Genomic DNA, 16,423 nt, shown 5'->3' with positions numbered 1-16,423 from the left:
TTGCTGCTTTATGAAAATCCGTTGTTTTGTGCCGTTTCTTTAAACCAGGCTGCACTTTTCTTCGCAGTCCTCTCTTTGGTATCCAGATCCACTGCAAAGAACCCGTATCTGTTCTTATACGCGTTCATCCAGGACCAGTTATCCATAAAGGACCATAGATGGTACCCTTTTGCGTTGGCTCCTTCCTGAATCGCCTGATGCAGCCATTTCAAATGACCTTTGATAAAATCAATGCGGTAGTCATCCTGAATCTGTCCATTTTCCAGAAAACGTTCTTCATTCTGAACGCCCATCCCGTTTTCTGATACAAACGATTCTATGTTGCCGTAGTTTTCTTTTAGATTCATCATAATATCATAAATGCCTTTTTCATAAATCTCCCATCCCCGGTACGGATTCATCTTCCGTCCCGGCATCTCGTACATGTCAAAAAACCAATCCATCATGAAGGGCCCGTATGGATTCGGGAGATGTTCTTTAGCCTTGACCCGGCGGGGCTGATAATAGTTGACACCAAGCATATCCGCTGTGTTTTCCCGGATCAGGCTGCTGTCCCCTTCTTTTGTTTCCGGCAGCTGCCCGTGCTCTTCGAGAATCTCAAGCAGTTCCTGTGGAAACTCTCCTTTTACCGCCGGATCAAGAAAGCTCCGGTTAAAAAACAGATCCGCTATACGTGACGCCCGGAGGTCCGCCGGATTGTTACTTCTCGGGTAGGACGGCGTCAGGTTCAGGATAATTCCGATTTTTGCTTCCGGCATCGAAAAAGACCGGAATACCTGCACCGCTTTGGCATGGGCGATAATCGTGTGATAGGCCACCTGCGCCGCCCGTTTGAAATCCACGACATTCGGATAATGAAAATCGTACAGATATCCCCCTTCCACCGGTACAATCGGTTCATTAAATGTGAACCATGTCGACACGCGGTCCCCGAACCGCTCAAAACATTCTTTCGCAAAGGCGGTATAGGCATCGGTTACGTACCGGTTCTCCCAGCCGCCGATCTTCTGCATCTCCATGGGCATATCAAAGTGAAATAGATTCACAAACGGTTCGATTCCCTGGGAAAGCAGCTCATCAATTACATTACTGTAAAAAGTAACAGCTTCTTCATTTACCGCCCCATCGCCATCAGGGATGAGGCGTGACCAGGATATCGAGAACCGGAATGTGTTATGACCGATTTCTTTCATTCTACGAATATCTTCTTTGTACCGGTGGTAAAAATCAGATGTTTCCTCCGGACCGACTCCTTCAAAGAATCGGTCCGGCTCTCTGGAATACCAGTAGTCCCATATATTCCATCCTTTGCCGCCTTCAAAGGCCGCTCCTTCCATCTGGGTGGCAGATGTTGCGCTGCCCCACCAGAATCCTTCCGGAAAACGATATTTAAGTGTCATGTCAATCCCTCCTGCTTATTTATTGCGGTAGATTTCGATAATTTCCACGGCCAGATCCCGAACCGTCATGGAGGTCATGAGGTGGTCCTGGGAATGAACGAGCATTACATTCAAAGGCGCCTCATCACCGTTTGCTTCCTGCTGAAGCAGTCTCGTCTGAAATTCATGCGCCTTACCAAGCTCCGTGCCGGCTTCTTCAATCAGCTCATCCGCACGTGCGAAATCATCTTTTTTTGCTTCCTGAATAGCTTCCATCGCGCTTGACTTTCCGTTTCCTGCGTATAAAATAATCTGAAATGCGGTTTCTGTTATTTCTTCCATCATTGGTTCCCCTCCTGCCTTCCACCTTTATCTATTCTTTTGAAGCTGCGGCGTCCTCCTGCTGTTCGGACTCATAATACTGTTTATCCATGATTTTCAGGAACGGCCACCAGATGAAAAAGACGATAAACATACTGACCATCTGAATGGCTGCCCCCTGCCAGGCATTTCCGGTCGCGAGAAAACCACTTAAGAGAGGCGGCGTTGTCCACGGTACGATGATACCGGCGGGCTTTGGAACAAATCCCGCTGCCATCGAAAAGTATACAACAACAGCCACTACAACCGGTGCCACAAGCCAAGGTACAAGCACCAAAGGATTCATAATAATCGGCAGACCGAAGATGATCGGTTCGTTCACATTGAAAATACCAGCCGGCGCGGACACGCGTCCGACCTGTTTCATCTGACGGCTCCGTCCGATAAGAAAAATGCCGATAATAACCGCAAGTGTCATCCCGGATCCGCCGATACCGACAATAAACGTATCAATGAACTGCTTTGTCACAATATTCGGAAGTTCTTCTCCGGCCTGAAAAGCTTCAAGGTTCTGATTATTCAGCGTGTACCAGATCGGATCCAGCACAGAATTGACAAGAATCTGACCGTGCAGGCCGAAAAACCAGAACAGCTGAATAAGAAGTACCGCCACGATCGTTGCCGGAAGACCTCCTCCCAGTACGGTGAGTGGTTCCTGCAAAACGGTATAAATGAAATTCTGTACCGTATCAAAAGGCGTTAAGCCAAAAAGAATACGGATGATAAGAAAGAGAAATAATGTCATTGCAATCGGAATGAGGGCACTGAATGAACGGGTCACAGCCCCCGGGACCCCGGCCGGCATTTTTATCGTCCAGTCCCGGTTCACAAAAAACCGGTACACTTCCGCTCCGAGAAAGGCCGTTAGTATCCCGAGAAACAACCCTTCTGCTCCGATACTTGCGGTCGGAATCACACCACTTGTTTCCTCGACCGTCTGCGGGGTAAGAATCAGAAAACCGGCAAGGGATACAACACCGCCGTATATTCCTTCCCCTCCGGCATGTTCTACCAGTTTATACCCTATACCTATAATGACAAACAATCCCATAATACTGAGGGTTGCAGCAGACGCCGGGTTCAGCGCATTCTGATAGGCTGTATACGCCTCCTCACTCAAAAGCTGATCAAGAAACGGAAGATTCGCGATAACGACGAAAATAGATCCGAAAATGATGAGTGGCAGGGCGACCAGAAATCCGTCACGCAAAGCGGTCAAATGACGGTTGTTATTCAACTTCTCAGCAATAGGCATTAAAATTCGTTCCAGCAGGTCCATAAACTTACTGTTATTCACAACACGTTCCCCCTGTTTTTCATATTATTTCTCCACCCCTTTTCTTCTTCTATTTTTTATCTATCAGTTCCAGCGCCTTGTTCAATACGGCTTCCCCATCGACCCGTCCGTATGCGACAGGATCGATAACATCAAGTGGTATTCCTATTTTTTCTGCTGTTTTGGAATATTTGTTTTTCATAAATCTCATCTGCGGACCGATCAGCAGCACGTCGGCCTGTTCCATTTCCGTTTCCGCTTTATCCTGGGCTACTGCCCAGATACGGACATCCATGTCTTTTGCTTCAGCAGCTTCCTCCATTTTCGAGACAAGAAGACTTGTCGACATGCCGGCAGAGCACGCCAGTAAAATATTTGTCACGGGGCATCTCCTCCTTCTTTGATTACCTTCAGTTTATGGGAAAAGGCACGTTATGAAAACGCATACTTTTTCCGTTAAGAAGCGGAAATCATTTAAAGAGCAGGAAAGGGGGAATTTGTGAAACATTTAACGTTACCTCCCTTTTTTTGTTATAATGAAGGTGGTTATTGTTAACGTTTCAGTCTTTGGACAAGACTTAGGATGTTAGGTTTTATATCTCAGCACAGAAAGGTGATCATTTTGAGCACAAAACCAAGAATTGTCGTAGTCGGCGCCGGATATGCCGGCATGATGACGACAAAGCGCCTGACCCAGCAGCTGCAGCCGCAGGAAGCGGACATCGTCCTCGTCAATAAGCATAACTATCATTACCAGACCACTTGGCTGCATGAAGTGGCAGCAGGAACGATTGATCCAAACCGCGCCCGGATTATGATCAGTGATGTGATTGACACAAAACGCGTGCAGATGGTGTATGATACTGTCACCGAACTTCAGCCGCAGAATGAACGTGTCCTTCTCGAAAACGGCGAATTGTCCTACGATTATCTGGTAGTATCCCTCGGATTTGAAACGGCGACGTTCGGCATACCGGGAATTGCGGAGAATGCATGGAAAATTGAGAATATAGAAAGCAGCAAAGCCATTTATCATCACATAGAATCGCAGTTCATCAAATACGCAAGCGGCGAAACCGAGGACGACACCGCACTGAACATACTTATCGGCGGATCCGGTTTCACCGGCATCGAATTTCTCGCAGAAGTCGTAGAAAAAGTTCCCGAGCTTTGCAGCAAGTATGACATTCACCAGTCCAAGGTCCGTATCATTAATGTAGAAGCCGCCCCGTCCATTCTCCCCGGTTTTGACGAAGAACTAATTGAGTATGCAGAGAAGAACCTGTCAGACCGCGGCGTAGAATTCCGTATCGGAACGAAGATTCAGGAATGTACACCGGACAGCTTTATCGTCGGCGACGACAACGAAGAGATCAAAGCCGGCACGGTCGTCTGGACAGGCGGTGTTCAGGCAAACCCTGTCGTCGGACATTCCGGTTTCGAGCTGACCAAAGGAAAAGTGAACGCACGCGATGACCTCCGCGCACCAAATTACGACAATGTATTCATGATCGGCGATACGTCCTGGGTATGGGACCACGAAAACGACAAACCATTTCCGGTCAACGCCCAAAGTGCCATTCAGGAAGCTGACACCTGTGCTGCGAACCTCCAGGCGCTCCTGCAAGGCAAAGAAACAAACAACTTTGTTTTTGACAACAAAGGTACAGTAGCTTCGCTTGGCAAAGGGGACGCCATCGGCACCATTCTCGATGACTATAAGCTGTTCGGCAAAAAAGCACGACTCATGAAAAACGTCATCGACAACCGTTACCTGTTCCTCGTCGGCGGACCGAAACTGATTCTGAAAAAAGGGAAAGTCCGTTTCTTCTAAAAGAACACAGAAGGAGGAGAATAAAATGAAGAACTGGTTTATGATTATATCATTGATTTCAGTTGCTGCAGCCGCCATTTACACAGCTGCGAGCCGCTGTATGGAAGGAAGCCGCGACTTCCGCTGAATCGCCGGCCGGCATAAATAATAATTTAAAAATCCCGAACTATTCTTTGTGAATCGTTCGGGATTTTTTGTGTATGATTCACCGCCTTGCCTGCATTACAAAGCGTAACAACGAAGTGCTTGGAGATTGGATTCGTATATTCCGGAACGGGTCGTTGGTTCCGTGGACACTAAATCACCCGGACGCATTCGTGGTGTCCACTCAAGCGGGGGCGATGGACACTAAGATTGCCGCTCCGGAAGATAGTGTCCATTGATTTTCGCCGGGGGCCGCTAATTTCTGATTTCCGCAGGATAGTGTCCACATATCAGTGCCCCGTGGACACTACGCAATTAATGTTCGATGATAGTGTTCATGAAAAAACTGTGCTTATACGGCATCAACCACCTCGTTGGCCCAGTTGGTAAAATGCTTGTTCCACCCACCAGCCGAACTGGTTGTTCACTCGTTTCAGACCCGCGGGTTCGCAGCCGCCGAATCCGTGGTGGGATTTTTCCATGAAAGCGCGGCTTTCCCGCGTTCTCATACAAAAAACGCCCGCAGCAGCCTCGGGCGTTTTTTTCATACATCGAATTTCTCGAACTTGGTTTTTTCGGCGCCAGGAGTGTTGCACGTCCCCGTATTCCTACCTTCTCGTATTCAACGACGGCGTTCCCCGCTTCTTCTTCTTCGCCTTCCGCCGGGATATGATCTGCATAACAAGATGGACGGCAAGGACAAGAATACCGATGACAGTGGTCAATACAATCAGATTCTGTTCACTTTTTACGAACACCGCTGCATACACCCAGATGAAGACGAGGGAATACCAGACGTCACGGTTCACTCTGGTGAATACAACAGCCACGACAGCCAGAAGGAGAAGTATGAGTACCGTCCAGGTCTCTTCCCCCATGCCGAGAAACGGCACGATGTCATTCCAGACAAACCAGGTGAAAATGTTAACCACAGCGGCCGCGGACACCCAGCCGATGTAAATGGAAAACGGCAGCCGCGCAAAGCCGGTCCGTTTATGTTTCCAGTAAATAATCTGGTAAATCCGGATTAAGGAAACGAGAAGCAGCACAATGACAATCGTCGATACAAGAATCCACTCCATCGTGAACGCGACAATCCAGGCGCTGTTCAGGAGGAAATTGATGGGGATCCATACCTGCGTGTCCCGGTAGATGTCCCCCTTCTCCCGGCGCTGAAACGGCGCCCGGAGAATCCATAAGAGCACGAGAACATAAATCAGTCCCCATATGGAAAAAGCGTAGCCCGCCGGCTGAATCAAAGCCGGTTCCTGGTTGGCCGTGATGCCTACATTGGTGGCCGAGGAATAGTTCACGGCGATCATGAGAATAAAAAATAATAGATTCACAAGCGTAATTCGGATCATGGATCATCACAGCCTTTCTTATGTCGTCTACTGATTAATGAACGGGCGGCCCTGCAAAAGTAATGGAAGCCGCGCCGTTCCATGCTTTCTTTCTTCTTTTTCCAGATGGCGCCGGAAGCGGTACATCACAAAGCGGTGGGCTTTGGCCTGCGTGTATTTATACATAAACCATGGCAGCGACGGCATGTAGTCATGGATGGCAATGATGCACTCTTCTCTTCCCGGGATTTTCCGGAATTCCAGCCTGCCCCGCTCATTCTCCTTTTTATCATCAAACAGCCCGCCTGTGATGTAGAAAAGGGCACGGTCCGGCTGGCTTCGGTCCGCCGAATGACGGAGTTCGAGCAGGGTCCAGCCGCGGAATTGTATGTTTATGACACCGTCGAAATCATCCTGAACGCTGAGCAGCGGATGGATTTTACGCGACAGCCATTCGGCATAGTAATGCGCCGTCCAAAGTGCTGTTTTGCCGTGCGGAAGTGGTATCCGCTGCACAGACCGTACGTCGTTGTCGATATCTGGAATCGTCAGCACTTTCAACCGGCCGGCGGGGCGTTTTTGTTTCTCCTCTTCCAGGGATTTGCGCGCCGCTTCCCGGAATGGGGTTGATCCCACGCTGATGCCGCTGACCATGTTTTCCGGCCTCGCGATCATCGGGTGAATCAGACTTTCAATCAGCGGATACACCATTTCCCTCGGCGAGTTGGACACGAGACTGACCCAGAGCCTGGATAAATTGACGGTCATGAAAGGAACCGGAATCATTTTCGGCTGTTTTCCCATGACTTCCGCCGTCTCTCTCATCATGTTTTTGTAGGTCATGACTTCCGGACCGCCGACGTCAATCGAGCGGTCATACAGATCCGTCCGGCCCGCGCACCGGACGAGCGAATCCAGCATGTCGCCGATATAAATCGGATGCGTCTTTTTTCTCGTCCATTTCGGAAGCAGCATGACGGGAAGACGTTTGACCATTTTCGCAAGAATCGGAAACGATGACCCGTTCGGCCCGACGATCAGACCGGCGCGCAGTGTTGTGACCGGCACCTGATAGGAAGTTAACACCTGTTCTACTTCAAGGCGGCTCCGGATATGACGGGAGAGGTGATCGGCATCGGGAACGAGTCCGCTTAAGTAGACAATCTGTTTGACCCCCTGCTTTTCAGCAGCCTGTGCGAAATTGTCCGCCAAAATGACATCCATATTTTCAAATGTGCCCTGCGTCAGTTTTGCCGACGGTTTCATGGAATGAACGAGATAATACGCATAGTCCGCTCCTTCCAGTGCTTTCTCCGCATCCGCCATGGAAAACAAATCACAGGAACGCCACGTCACATGCTCGGTATCTTCTTTATCATCGCCGTTTCGGGACAAAGCGATAATATCGGCATAAGGGGTAAGCTGCTTCAGCAGGTTCCGCCCGATATAGCCGCTGGCACCGGTTAATGCAATCACCGGCCTTCGGTTGGTGGCTGTCATAGGGGGATAACTCCTTTATTGGTATAGTGTATACCACCCCTATACCCGTCTATGTGATTATTCAGACTGGGAATCTTATACAAAGGTCCGGCGCGGCCTTCATTGCGCCGGTTGAATTCAGGCTGCTACATACCGGCTGGTTTCATACGAGCCAAGTGGAGGCCGATACGGTCCAATGTTGATAAAATACATGCCACATCGACTTCAATACATGCCAACGCCCGCAGTACCTGCCAAATTCATGCTTTTACAAGCCAATTTATGTCGAATACATGCGGAATGTCACCTCTTACATGCGATCAAGTATATCCAGCGGCAATGTATACCTTCGATTTTTATACGATCCTGTGTAAGGGAGATCTAATTGATGGAAAAGTTTGGCGGAAACAGAAGGAGAGTCGAGCTGCAGGAATGTGCGGCATTCCCGGTTGGTGATGGTGGATTTATGGAGAAGTGCATAATCGATGAGGGATGCGGTATGAGCATGGGGATGAAGCGTATGACAGGCACCGCAGTACCACCCGCCGCGCTGTCTCGGCAGCGGCAGATGATCACAATCCGGACAATATACCCCGGTGTGCAGCAGACGCGGATCGATTTCACTTGGCGTATCCGGGATATGGTGCTGATGGAGTTTCTTTAATTTGCGGGAGACTTTCTGCATCTGCTGCTTGGTGAGCGTAACGGCTTCGTATTTTTTCTGAAGCGATTCGTAGGAATAAGGAAGCGACGGGGGACGGATGACAGAGTGGTACATGTCACGGTGCGCCGGGTCAGTTTTGAGTACAGTCGAGGCGTTACTGATGACAACAAACCCCGGAACCGGTGCCTGAGGAAGTTTATGACGGATCAGCCAGTTTTGCAGCTGACTTTGCTGCCTCCGTAGCTGCAGCAGCGGATCGGGAAACGCTTCTTCTTTGTCGTCCAGGGTGCGAATCATTTGTTGAAACGATGGGTCAAAGTATAACGTTCCCGCTATGTTTTTAATCTCAAGGATCAGAAGAAAATGCGGAGTGACGAGCAGCGTGTCGATTTGAAAAAAAGTGCTGCGTTCCCCAGGGAGGCGGAGATCATGAAGAATGTAACAGTCATCAAAGGGAAGAAAATTCAAGTGATAATCAATCGATGTCTCCCCGCGGTACCCGGCGCGGCTCATCGCAAGCTACTCCTCCAGTTTCGCCCGCTCCGGATGAGCAGCCGGCAGCCGCCGCAGCACCGCTTCCCATTTTCTTATTTTCCACGGGATTTGTCGTTCTTTTTTAATCAGGTGGATCACCTCTTTCGTTTTGTCCTTCCTGTTATTCGACGTGTGACGAGGATTCTCCTTTATTGTTTTTGTGTCGGATGGTACTGTCCGTGTTTTGTCGAATACGAGCCGAATCACATCGGTTACATGCCGGATGGGCTCCAATTCATGCCGGCTGATTTAATACGAGCCAAGTGGAAGCCGATACAGTCCAATGTTGATAAAATACATGCCAAACCACTAATCAAACCACCAACCACCCTACACCAAAAAGATCCCGCTGTCCTCGCAGCGGGATCTGTCACACTTATTCTTTTTTCGATAACTGCAGGGCTTTCTTCACGTCTTTCAGGGAATTGGATTTCCCGTACAGCAGCACGCCGCCTTTGTAGACTCTCGCACCGGCCACCGCCAGTAAGACAATGGTACCGATCAGCAGCCCGAACGACAAAGCGGTTTCCCATATCGGCACTTCCAGCATCGTCACCCTCAAAAACATGATCATCGGTGCGAAAAAAGGAATGAAGGACGTAACTGTCACGAGCATATTATCCGGTGAATTCAGTCCGAAAATCGCGATGAAAAACGCAATCATGATGAGATATATAAGCGGCGCCATTAACTGGTTTACTTCTTCGGTCCGGCTCACAAGAGAGCCGATGGTCGCCGACATTGTTGCATACAATAGATAACCGAGCAGAAAGAAGATAATCGCGTAAATGAACGTGGCGGCTTCCGCATTCTGCAGACCGAAATACTGAAACACGCCGCCGGTTAACTGGTTCTGATTCGTCTGAAGCATCACGTAACCTGCCGCAAGGATGATGCCGAATTGCGTAAGACCGAGCAGCGCGATTCCCGCAATTTTGGCAAACATCTGCGTCACCGGCGAGACGCTCGAGACCAGGATTTCCATGACCCTTGATGATTTCTCGTTCGCGACGTCCATCGCAATCATGTTGCCGTACATAATAACCGATAAATACAATAAAAACAGCATCACATACACAATACCGCGGGCGTTGTTTTGTTCCTCCGCCGATGGCGCCCCCTGATCCTGCTCAAGCGCCGATGTGTCAAAAACGACCGGAGACGTGAGTTGTTCCACCACCGCCGGATCCACGCCGGCGTCCGCTGCCGCCATGTTCACTTTCACCGGCTGCAATGCCTGCTGCAGGCTTTGGGACAGTGCGGAGGGATTGCCCTGCATCGAAAAATACGCCGCCTGAGGCTCACCGCCTGCCATCATTATGTTCAGAAAGCCATCGAATGTGCCTTCTCTTACCTCCTCTTTGGCTTCTGCCTCCGAACCTCCATACTGCTCAAGCGATATGTTCCCGCCTGCACGCTGCATATTTTCCATTAAATCCGGAAAAACGTCCCCGGTCTCATCCAAAACCGCCACACGCTGGCCGGTGTCTTCTCCTCCGCTTCCACCAAAGGAAGACAGGATGGATGGCATATTGCCCGCAAGAAAAATAAACAGAACAGTGATAATGGTCGTAATGAGAAAGGACTTGGCTTTTACTCTGCTTAGATACGTATGACTTAAGATAATACCGAATTTATTCATACGACATGCCCGCCTTTTCAATAAAAATATCATTCAATGAAGGCTCTTCCAGTTCGAATCGGCGCACAAATCCTCTGCCCTGGAGCGTATGAAAAATATGTTCCGCCGTCTCTTCCCGGTCGATCTGCAGCACGCATCCATCCGGCACCTCGGCAAAGGTTACAACACCCTCCACCTCTTTGAGATAGCCAAGATCAAAATCAGCGTGGATGCGGAGATTTTTTCTCCCGTAGGAACGTTTGATTTCTTTCAGACTGCCATGCACAATCGGCTGTCCGTGCTGCAATATGCAGACATGCTCGCACAATTCCTCGACATGTTCCATCCGGTGGGAGGAAAAGACAATACTTGTGCCCATCTTCTTGACGTCCAGCACCGCCTGCTTCAAAAGTTCCACGTTGACGGGATCCAGACCAGAAAACGGTTCATCCAGGATCAGCAGCTTCGGCTGATGAATCACCGCGGAGATGAACTGGATTTTCTGTTGATTCCCTTTCGACAGCTCTTCCACCTTCTGATCCATATAATCCGGCACCTGAAACCGCGCGAGCCAGCCTTCCAGTTGTTTCACAATATCCGCTTTCTTCATGCCGCGAAGCCGGCCGAGATATACCAACTGGTCCCGGACGGTCAGTTTCGGATACAAGCCTCTCTCTTCGGGAAGATACCCGATCATGCCGCTGCCCGCATATGTCATTCTGCCGCCGTTCCAGTACACTTCTCCTTCTGTCGCTTCAAGCAGTCCGATAATCATACGGAACGTTGTTGTTTTCCCGGCACCGTTTGCCCCGAGCATGCCGAAAATCTCCCCTTCCGGAATCTCGAGCGAAAGATCACGAACCGCTGTCGTCTCTCCAAATGTTTTCGTAATGTGATCCAGTGTCAGCGTCATCGGCGCCCCTCCTTCTTCTTCCTTTATACTATACTTCTACGCACAAGAGAAGACTTTGTTTCAGAGCGGCTGAACGCAAAAACCGGCAGATTATCCATCTGCCGATTTTCTTCCCTCTATTTTCATTCCCTCTATTATAACGTGAAGCTTTTACACAATGAAACAGACCATCATTTATTCTGAACCGGACAACTCAGATATTTTAACTTCCTTGACTACCCTATACCTATCGGTTGACGTTTCTTCGACCATCGATCCCTGCAGGTTTCCTCCCGTTTCCCCGTATACTTCCTGAATGTAGGGCGGTTGTACTTGTGCGCTCATTTCCACTTCAACGTGCGGATCAGCGTCTTCACCCAGCTTGTCTTCCCCTGGAATAGGTACCCGCATCCGGAAACTTCCGTCCGGCCGAACATCATCGTAGTCGTTATAACCCGAAATAATGTAGTTATCTGCATCAATACTGGCTAGTATCCTCGCACCTTGCAGAATGTTACTCTGTCCTTCTATGTATACAAAGTCACCTTCTCTTTCTGCGTCAAAGTCCAGCCATGCCTCCATCTCTCCATAATCTTCAGGCGGCTCGTTCTCTGGAGGTTCTATCGTTATCGTTTGATCTTCTTCCCCCAGAACGTAATCGGTGTAAAGAATATGCTTTGGTTCGCCATTTTCCCGTTCTTCATCCGGGTCAATTCGAACAAACGGACCTTCCATGTTTTCTCCGTATTCACCGTAAGCTTCTACCATTTCTTCCTTTTGATCGTCCGGGGTGTACGTAATCTTGAGATCCAGTGGTTCATCAACATTCGGATAGTCTACTTCACCGGAAAAAGATCCATCTTCTTCCACCGTGAGGTTTGTCCAGTTCGAAAACAATATGTTTTTCACCGCATCAAAGCTTACAGTCAAATCCGCGCCCGGCATTAAATTGGTCGTTCCTTCGATTTGGACGGTATCATTATCCCGGCTGAACACAATCTCCCCGTTTATGTCCACTCGAGGATCCCCCTGATTTTCCATCCCTTTTTCTTCTTTTGTACTGCCTTCTTCCTGCTTTTCCGCTTCTTCCTTCTCCGTTGCGTCCTCCACTGTTTCTGTCTGATCAGAGGACTCTGTTGCTGCCGGATCTTCTGAACTGCATGCGGTCCCTCCCACAATCATCACGAGCAGACTCATAAAAAACAGACTGTTTCTTCCCATCGTCTTCCCCTCTCTCCAGCTTCAATACTTCATTTTGTCTCTTCTGGTTTAATAATTATTTCCACGCGGCGGTTCTTCGCACGATTTTCTTCGGTATCATTGGAGACAACCGGTTCCGTTTCCCCAAATCCTTTCGTGGAAAAGTCGAAATCATCCATCGTTTCCTCTTCTAAAAAGTAAGCCTCCACCGCTTCTGCACGTTTCTGGGAGAGCTGCTGATTGTATGACGCCTCTCCCTGGTTGTCGGTGTGCCCATGAATCTTGACTTCCCCTGCTTCATACTGCTCCAGTTCCCCGCTGATTTCTTCCAGTAAAGCCAGTGCATCATCTCGAAGCGTAGACTCATCAAAGTCAAACAGGAGATGATCCGGCACGTTAATCGTGATTTCCTCTCCCATACTTATCCCTACTTCTGGAACGGTGATCTCCGGCGCACTCACCTCAGGAACTGTTACTTCAGGTGCAGACACTTCAGGTGCAGATACCTCAGGAGCAGACACATCGGGAGGTGAATAATCAAAAGAAGAACCAGAGTCTTCTTCGTTATCTTTTTCCTCCTCTTCTTCCTCTGCTTTCTGTTCTTCCTCTTCCGGCTGCGCTTCATCGACTGACTCCTGCTCCTGCGCTTCTTCCCCCGTGTCGGGTGCAGACTCACCGGATGAATCAGAATCATCCTCTCCGGCGCACGCAGCTAAAACTATCACGAGTAAAAGGAACGGCATTCCTGATTTTTTTAACATCATATCCTCCCTGTTTTAGAAAAATGAACGGATAATCGGCCACCCGCTTTTCCAATCAACTATTAAAAGGCCGAATATCGATACCAATACGCCAATTTGAAAGTGAACAAGCCTCACCTGGTTTTCCTTGTAAAGCTTGCGAATGACATTCGTCACAGTTCCAATATATGCTATAAATGAAATAATTCTCAATAATATACTCAACCACGTAATGGTAAAGAGGTCTTCTGCCACCTCTGGCGCGAAACTACCTATAGCAAAGGAAGGAAGTCCTATACCTAATAATAATACACCACATAGATTCAATACCTTCACTAACATACTCATCCTCCTATCTACATGAACGACTGTTTGTTTTCTCATCGATGTTATGCTGAAGCTTTTCCCAGGGGAGGATGCCGCTTTACTTCTGCCTATTTGCAGTAATCACGAAAGGCAAACAAACTAGAAAAATGAACTAATAACCCGCCAACCGTTTTTCCATTCAAAGAACAAAAGACCGAATATCGTTATCAATACGCCATTGCGAAAGTGAACGAACCTTACCTGTTTTTCTTTATGATGTATACGTAACATATTGGTCACCGCACCGCTCAGTAATATCAACATCAATAATCCCAAGGAAACACTGAACCACGTAACGGTAAAGATATCTTCTACTACTTCTGGCGCGAAACCAGCTATAGCAAAGCCAGTAATTCCTATACCAAGAAATAATCCAACACACACATTTAATATCTTCACTAACATACCCATCCCCTATACGGCTATTTGTTTTCATCGATGTTATGTTGAAGTTGGTTCTGTATCGGCGCAGGCTACATCTTCAAGGGAGAGGCACATCCGGCTTCACCTCTACTTATTTGCAGCGTTCACGAAAAACGTACACAACTCTAGAAAAACGAGCTAATGATTGGCCACCCGTTTTCCCATTCACCTATTAAAAAGCCGAATATCGTTATATATACGCCACAGAAAAAGTGAACAGGCCTCACTTGGTTTTCCCTTGTAATGCTTGCGAATGACATTCGTCATTGTTCCAGTCGATACTATAAACATCAAAATTCCCATAGATACACTTAACCATGGAATGGTAAATATGTCTTCTGCTACCTCTGGCGTGAAACCAGCTATAGAAAAGGAAGTAACTATCAAGACAATAAATATTACACCACATACATTTAACAACTTCACTAACATACGCATCCCCTCACTATCCTCATGAATGACTGTTTTTTTCATCGAACTTATACTGAAGTTGTTCCGAATCGGAGCAGTCGAAATCTTCCAAGGGGAGGCTGCCGCTTTACCTCTGCTTATTTGTAGCGTTCACGACAGACGAACATACTAGAAATATGAACGGATAATCGGCCACCCGTTTTTCCATTCATAGTACAAAAGGCCGACTATCATTATAAATAGGGCAGTCTGAAAGTGGACAAACCTCACTTGGTCTTCCCCAAAATACTTGCGAACGAAATTGGTAATTGACCCTATACCTACTATAAATATCAAAATCTTCAAGGATTCACTCAACCATGAAATAGTAAATAAGTCTTCTGCCACACCTGGCGTAAAACCAGCCATAGAAAAGGAAATAACTACCATTTCGATAAATATAACAACACATACATTTAATATCTTCACTAACATACGTATTCCCCTATACGGCTATTTGTTTTCATCGATGTTATGTTGAAGTTGTTCCGTATCGGCGCAGGTTACATCTTCAACAGGGAGGCTGCCGCTTTACCTCTGCTTATTTAAAGCGTTCACGACAGACGAACAAACTAGAAATATGAACGGATAATCGGCCACCCATTTTTCCAATCAGCTATTAAAAGGCCGACTATCATTATCAATAGGGCAGTCTGAAAGTGGACAAACCTCACTTGGTCTTCCCCAAAATACTTGCGAACGAAATTGGTAATTGATCCTATACCTACTATAAATAGCAAAATCATCAAGGATTCACTCAACCATGAAATAGTAAATAAGTCTTCTGCCACACCTGGCATGAAACCAGCCATAGAAAAGGAAATAACTACCATTCCAATAAATATAACAACACATACATTTAATACTTTTACCAACTTTAGCCCCACCTATCTGCTCCGGTAAAAGCGTACATCCGCTGCACAATCCACTTAAGTGCCTGACAACGAATACAACACTAAAACAACGAGTTCATGATCGGCCAACCATTTTTCCAGTAAAAAAATAACATTCCGAATATAGTTACCAATACACCATTGCGAAAGTGAACAAGCCTCACTTGGTCTTCTTTTTATGCATCCGGAACAAATTGGTCATCGCACCAATCATTAATATCAACATAAACAGCCTCATAAAGATGCTGAACCATGAAATGGTAAACATCCCCAACTACGAATTGATACTTCCTAAAACCAAAAAAGCAATCCCTATACCAAAAAATAAGACAACACATACATTTAATATCTTCACTAACATACCCATCCCCTATACGGCTATTTGTTTTCATCGATGTTATGTTGAAGTTGATTCTGTATCGGCGCAGGCTACATCTTCAACAGGGAGGCTGCCGCTTTACCTCTGCTTATTTAAAGTGTTCACGACAGACGAACAAACTAGAAAATTGAACTGATAATCGGCCAGCCGTTTTTCCATTCAAAGAACAAAAGACCAACTATCGTTACCAACAGGCCAATCCGAAAGTGAACAAGCCTCACTTGGTTTTCCTTGTAATACTTGCGAACAGCATTCGTCACTGTACCGGTCCATACCATAAATATCAAAATTCTCATGGATACACTCAACCATGAAATGGTAAAGAGGTTTTCTGCAACCTCTGGCGTGAAACCAGCTATAGAAAAGGCAGTAACTATCATACAAATAAACAAAACAACACATACATTTAATACCCTCACTAACAT

General features: G+C 47.4%; 19 protein-coding genes. 2 read left to right on the top strand and 17 right to left on the bottom strand.

The window, feature by feature from the left end; all coding sequences use genetic code 11:
• Positions 1-8: 8 nt before the first annotated feature.
• From BM058_RS09060 to BM058_RS09045, 4 genes are read right to left on the bottom strand one after another with little or no spacing between them, the layout of a single operon-like run.
• Complete coding sequence (locus BM058_RS09060; protein ID WP_090926716.1) at positions 9-1,400, bottom strand: glycoside hydrolase family 1 protein; 1,392 nt, start codon at positions 1,398-1,400, stop codon at positions 9-11.
• Positions 1,401-1,415: 15 nt separating this feature from the next.
• A complete protein-coding gene (locus tag BM058_RS09055) occupies positions 1,416-1,721 on the bottom strand; it encodes a PTS lactose/cellobiose transporter subunit IIA (protein ID WP_090926771.1) in 306 nt (101 codons plus the stop codon).
• A 31-nt stretch (positions 1,722-1,752) separates the two neighbouring features.
• Positions 1,753-3,057, bottom strand: a complete 1,305-nt coding sequence (gene celB, locus BM058_RS09050; RefSeq protein ID WP_245736910.1) for a PTS cellobiose transporter subunit IIC — start codon at positions 3,055-3,057, stop codon at positions 1,753-1,755.
• A gap of 49 nt (positions 3,058-3,106) precedes the next feature.
• Positions 3,107-3,418, bottom strand: a complete 312-nt coding sequence (locus BM058_RS09045; RefSeq protein WP_090926715.1) for a PTS sugar transporter subunit IIB — start codon at positions 3,416-3,418, stop codon at positions 3,107-3,109.
• A 201-nt stretch (positions 3,419-3,619) separates the two neighbouring features.
• Here BM058_RS09045 and BM058_RS09040 point away from each other — a divergent pair, with 201 nt between their 5' ends.
• Positions 3,620-4,870 (top strand): NAD(P)/FAD-dependent oxidoreductase, encoded by a 1,251-nt coding sequence (locus tag BM058_RS09040; RefSeq protein WP_090926714.1) that lies wholly within the window; start codon positions 3,620-3,622, stop codon positions 4,868-4,870.
• Between the two features lie 200 nt (positions 4,871-5,070).
• The gene (locus BM058_RS18005) at positions 5,071-5,253 is read left to right on the top strand and encodes a hypothetical protein (RefSeq protein WP_143083004.1); all 183 of its coding nucleotides are present in this window, start codon (positions 5,071-5,073) and stop codon (positions 5,251-5,253) included.
• 123 nt (positions 5,254-5,376) lie between these two features.
• Here the strand turns inward: BM058_RS18005 and BM058_RS18225 are convergent, their stop codons facing one another.
• From BM058_RS18225 to BM058_RS08965, 13 genes are all read right to left on the bottom strand, one after another.
• The gene (locus tag BM058_RS18225; RefSeq protein WP_177195495.1) at positions 5,377-5,523 is read right to left on the bottom strand and encodes a hypothetical protein; all 147 of its coding nucleotides are present in this window, start codon (positions 5,521-5,523) and stop codon (positions 5,377-5,379) included.
• A 99-nt stretch (positions 5,524-5,622) separates the two neighbouring features.
• Positions 5,623-6,378: a TspO/MBR family protein gene (locus tag BM058_RS09030; protein ID WP_090926712.1), complete on the bottom strand. Its 756-nt coding sequence runs from the start codon at positions 6,376-6,378 to the stop codon at positions 5,623-5,625.
• A gap of 27 nt (positions 6,379-6,405) precedes the next feature.
• A complete protein-coding gene (locus BM058_RS09025) occupies positions 6,406-7,857 on the bottom strand; it encodes an NAD(P)H-binding protein (protein WP_090926711.1) in 1,452 nt (483 codons plus the stop codon).
• A gap of 289 nt (positions 7,858-8,146) precedes the next feature.
• A complete protein-coding gene (locus BM058_RS09020) occupies positions 8,147-9,013 on the bottom strand; it encodes a nuclease-related domain-containing protein (RefSeq protein ID WP_090926710.1) in 867 nt (288 codons plus the stop codon).
• Between the two features lie 6 nt (positions 9,014-9,019).
• The gene (locus BM058_RS09015; RefSeq protein ID WP_090926709.1) at positions 9,020-9,268 is read right to left on the bottom strand and encodes a hypothetical protein; all 249 of its coding nucleotides are present in this window, start codon (positions 9,266-9,268) and stop codon (positions 9,020-9,022) included.
• 142 nt (positions 9,269-9,410) lie between these two features.
• Positions 9,411-10,676, bottom strand: coding sequence for an ABC transporter permease (locus tag BM058_RS09010; protein WP_090926708.1), 1,266 nt, complete (start codon positions 10,674-10,676; stop codon positions 9,411-9,413).
• Positions 10,669-11,568, bottom strand: a complete 900-nt coding sequence (locus BM058_RS09005; protein ID WP_090926707.1) for an ABC transporter ATP-binding protein — start codon at positions 11,566-11,568, stop codon at positions 10,669-10,671. Before BM058_RS09005 ends, BM058_RS09010 begins: the two co-directional genes overlap by 8 nt.
• 174 nt (positions 11,569-11,742) lie before the next feature.
• Positions 11,743-12,768, bottom strand: coding sequence for a hypothetical protein (locus BM058_RS09000; protein WP_090926706.1), 1,026 nt, complete (start codon positions 12,766-12,768; stop codon positions 11,743-11,745).
• Between the two features lie 29 nt (positions 12,769-12,797).
• Positions 12,798-13,511 carry an OmpA family protein gene (locus tag BM058_RS08995; RefSeq protein ID WP_090926705.1) on the bottom strand — a complete coding sequence of 238 codons (714 nt, stop codon included), beginning with the start codon at positions 13,509-13,511 and terminating at the stop codon, positions 12,798-12,800.
• A gap of 12 nt (positions 13,512-13,523) precedes the next feature.
• On the bottom strand, positions 13,524-13,829 hold the full coding sequence (locus BM058_RS08990; RefSeq protein WP_090926704.1) for a hypothetical protein: 306 nt from the start codon (positions 13,827-13,829) through the stop codon (positions 13,524-13,526).
• A 123-nt stretch (positions 13,830-13,952) separates the two neighbouring features.
• A complete protein-coding gene (locus tag BM058_RS08985; RefSeq protein ID WP_090926703.1) occupies positions 13,953-14,258 on the bottom strand; it encodes a hypothetical protein in 306 nt (101 codons plus the stop codon).
• A gap of 1,040 nt (positions 14,259-15,298) precedes the next feature.
• Positions 15,299-15,601: a hypothetical protein gene (locus BM058_RS08970; RefSeq protein WP_090926700.1), complete on the bottom strand. Its 303-nt coding sequence runs from the start codon at positions 15,599-15,601 to the stop codon at positions 15,299-15,301.
• A gap of 516 nt (positions 15,602-16,117) precedes the next feature.
• A complete protein-coding gene (locus BM058_RS08965; RefSeq protein WP_090926699.1) occupies positions 16,118-16,423 on the bottom strand; it encodes a hypothetical protein in 306 nt (101 codons plus the stop codon).

Origin of the sequence: Salibacterium qingdaonense, from assembly GCF_900114715.1 — a bacterium.
Lineage (GTDB): Bacteria > Bacillota > Bacilli > Bacillales > Marinococcaceae > Salibacterium > Salibacterium qingdaonense.
The sequence above is the reverse complement of the archived record's forward strand: the minus strand, read 5'-3'. Positions and strand labels throughout refer to the sequence as shown.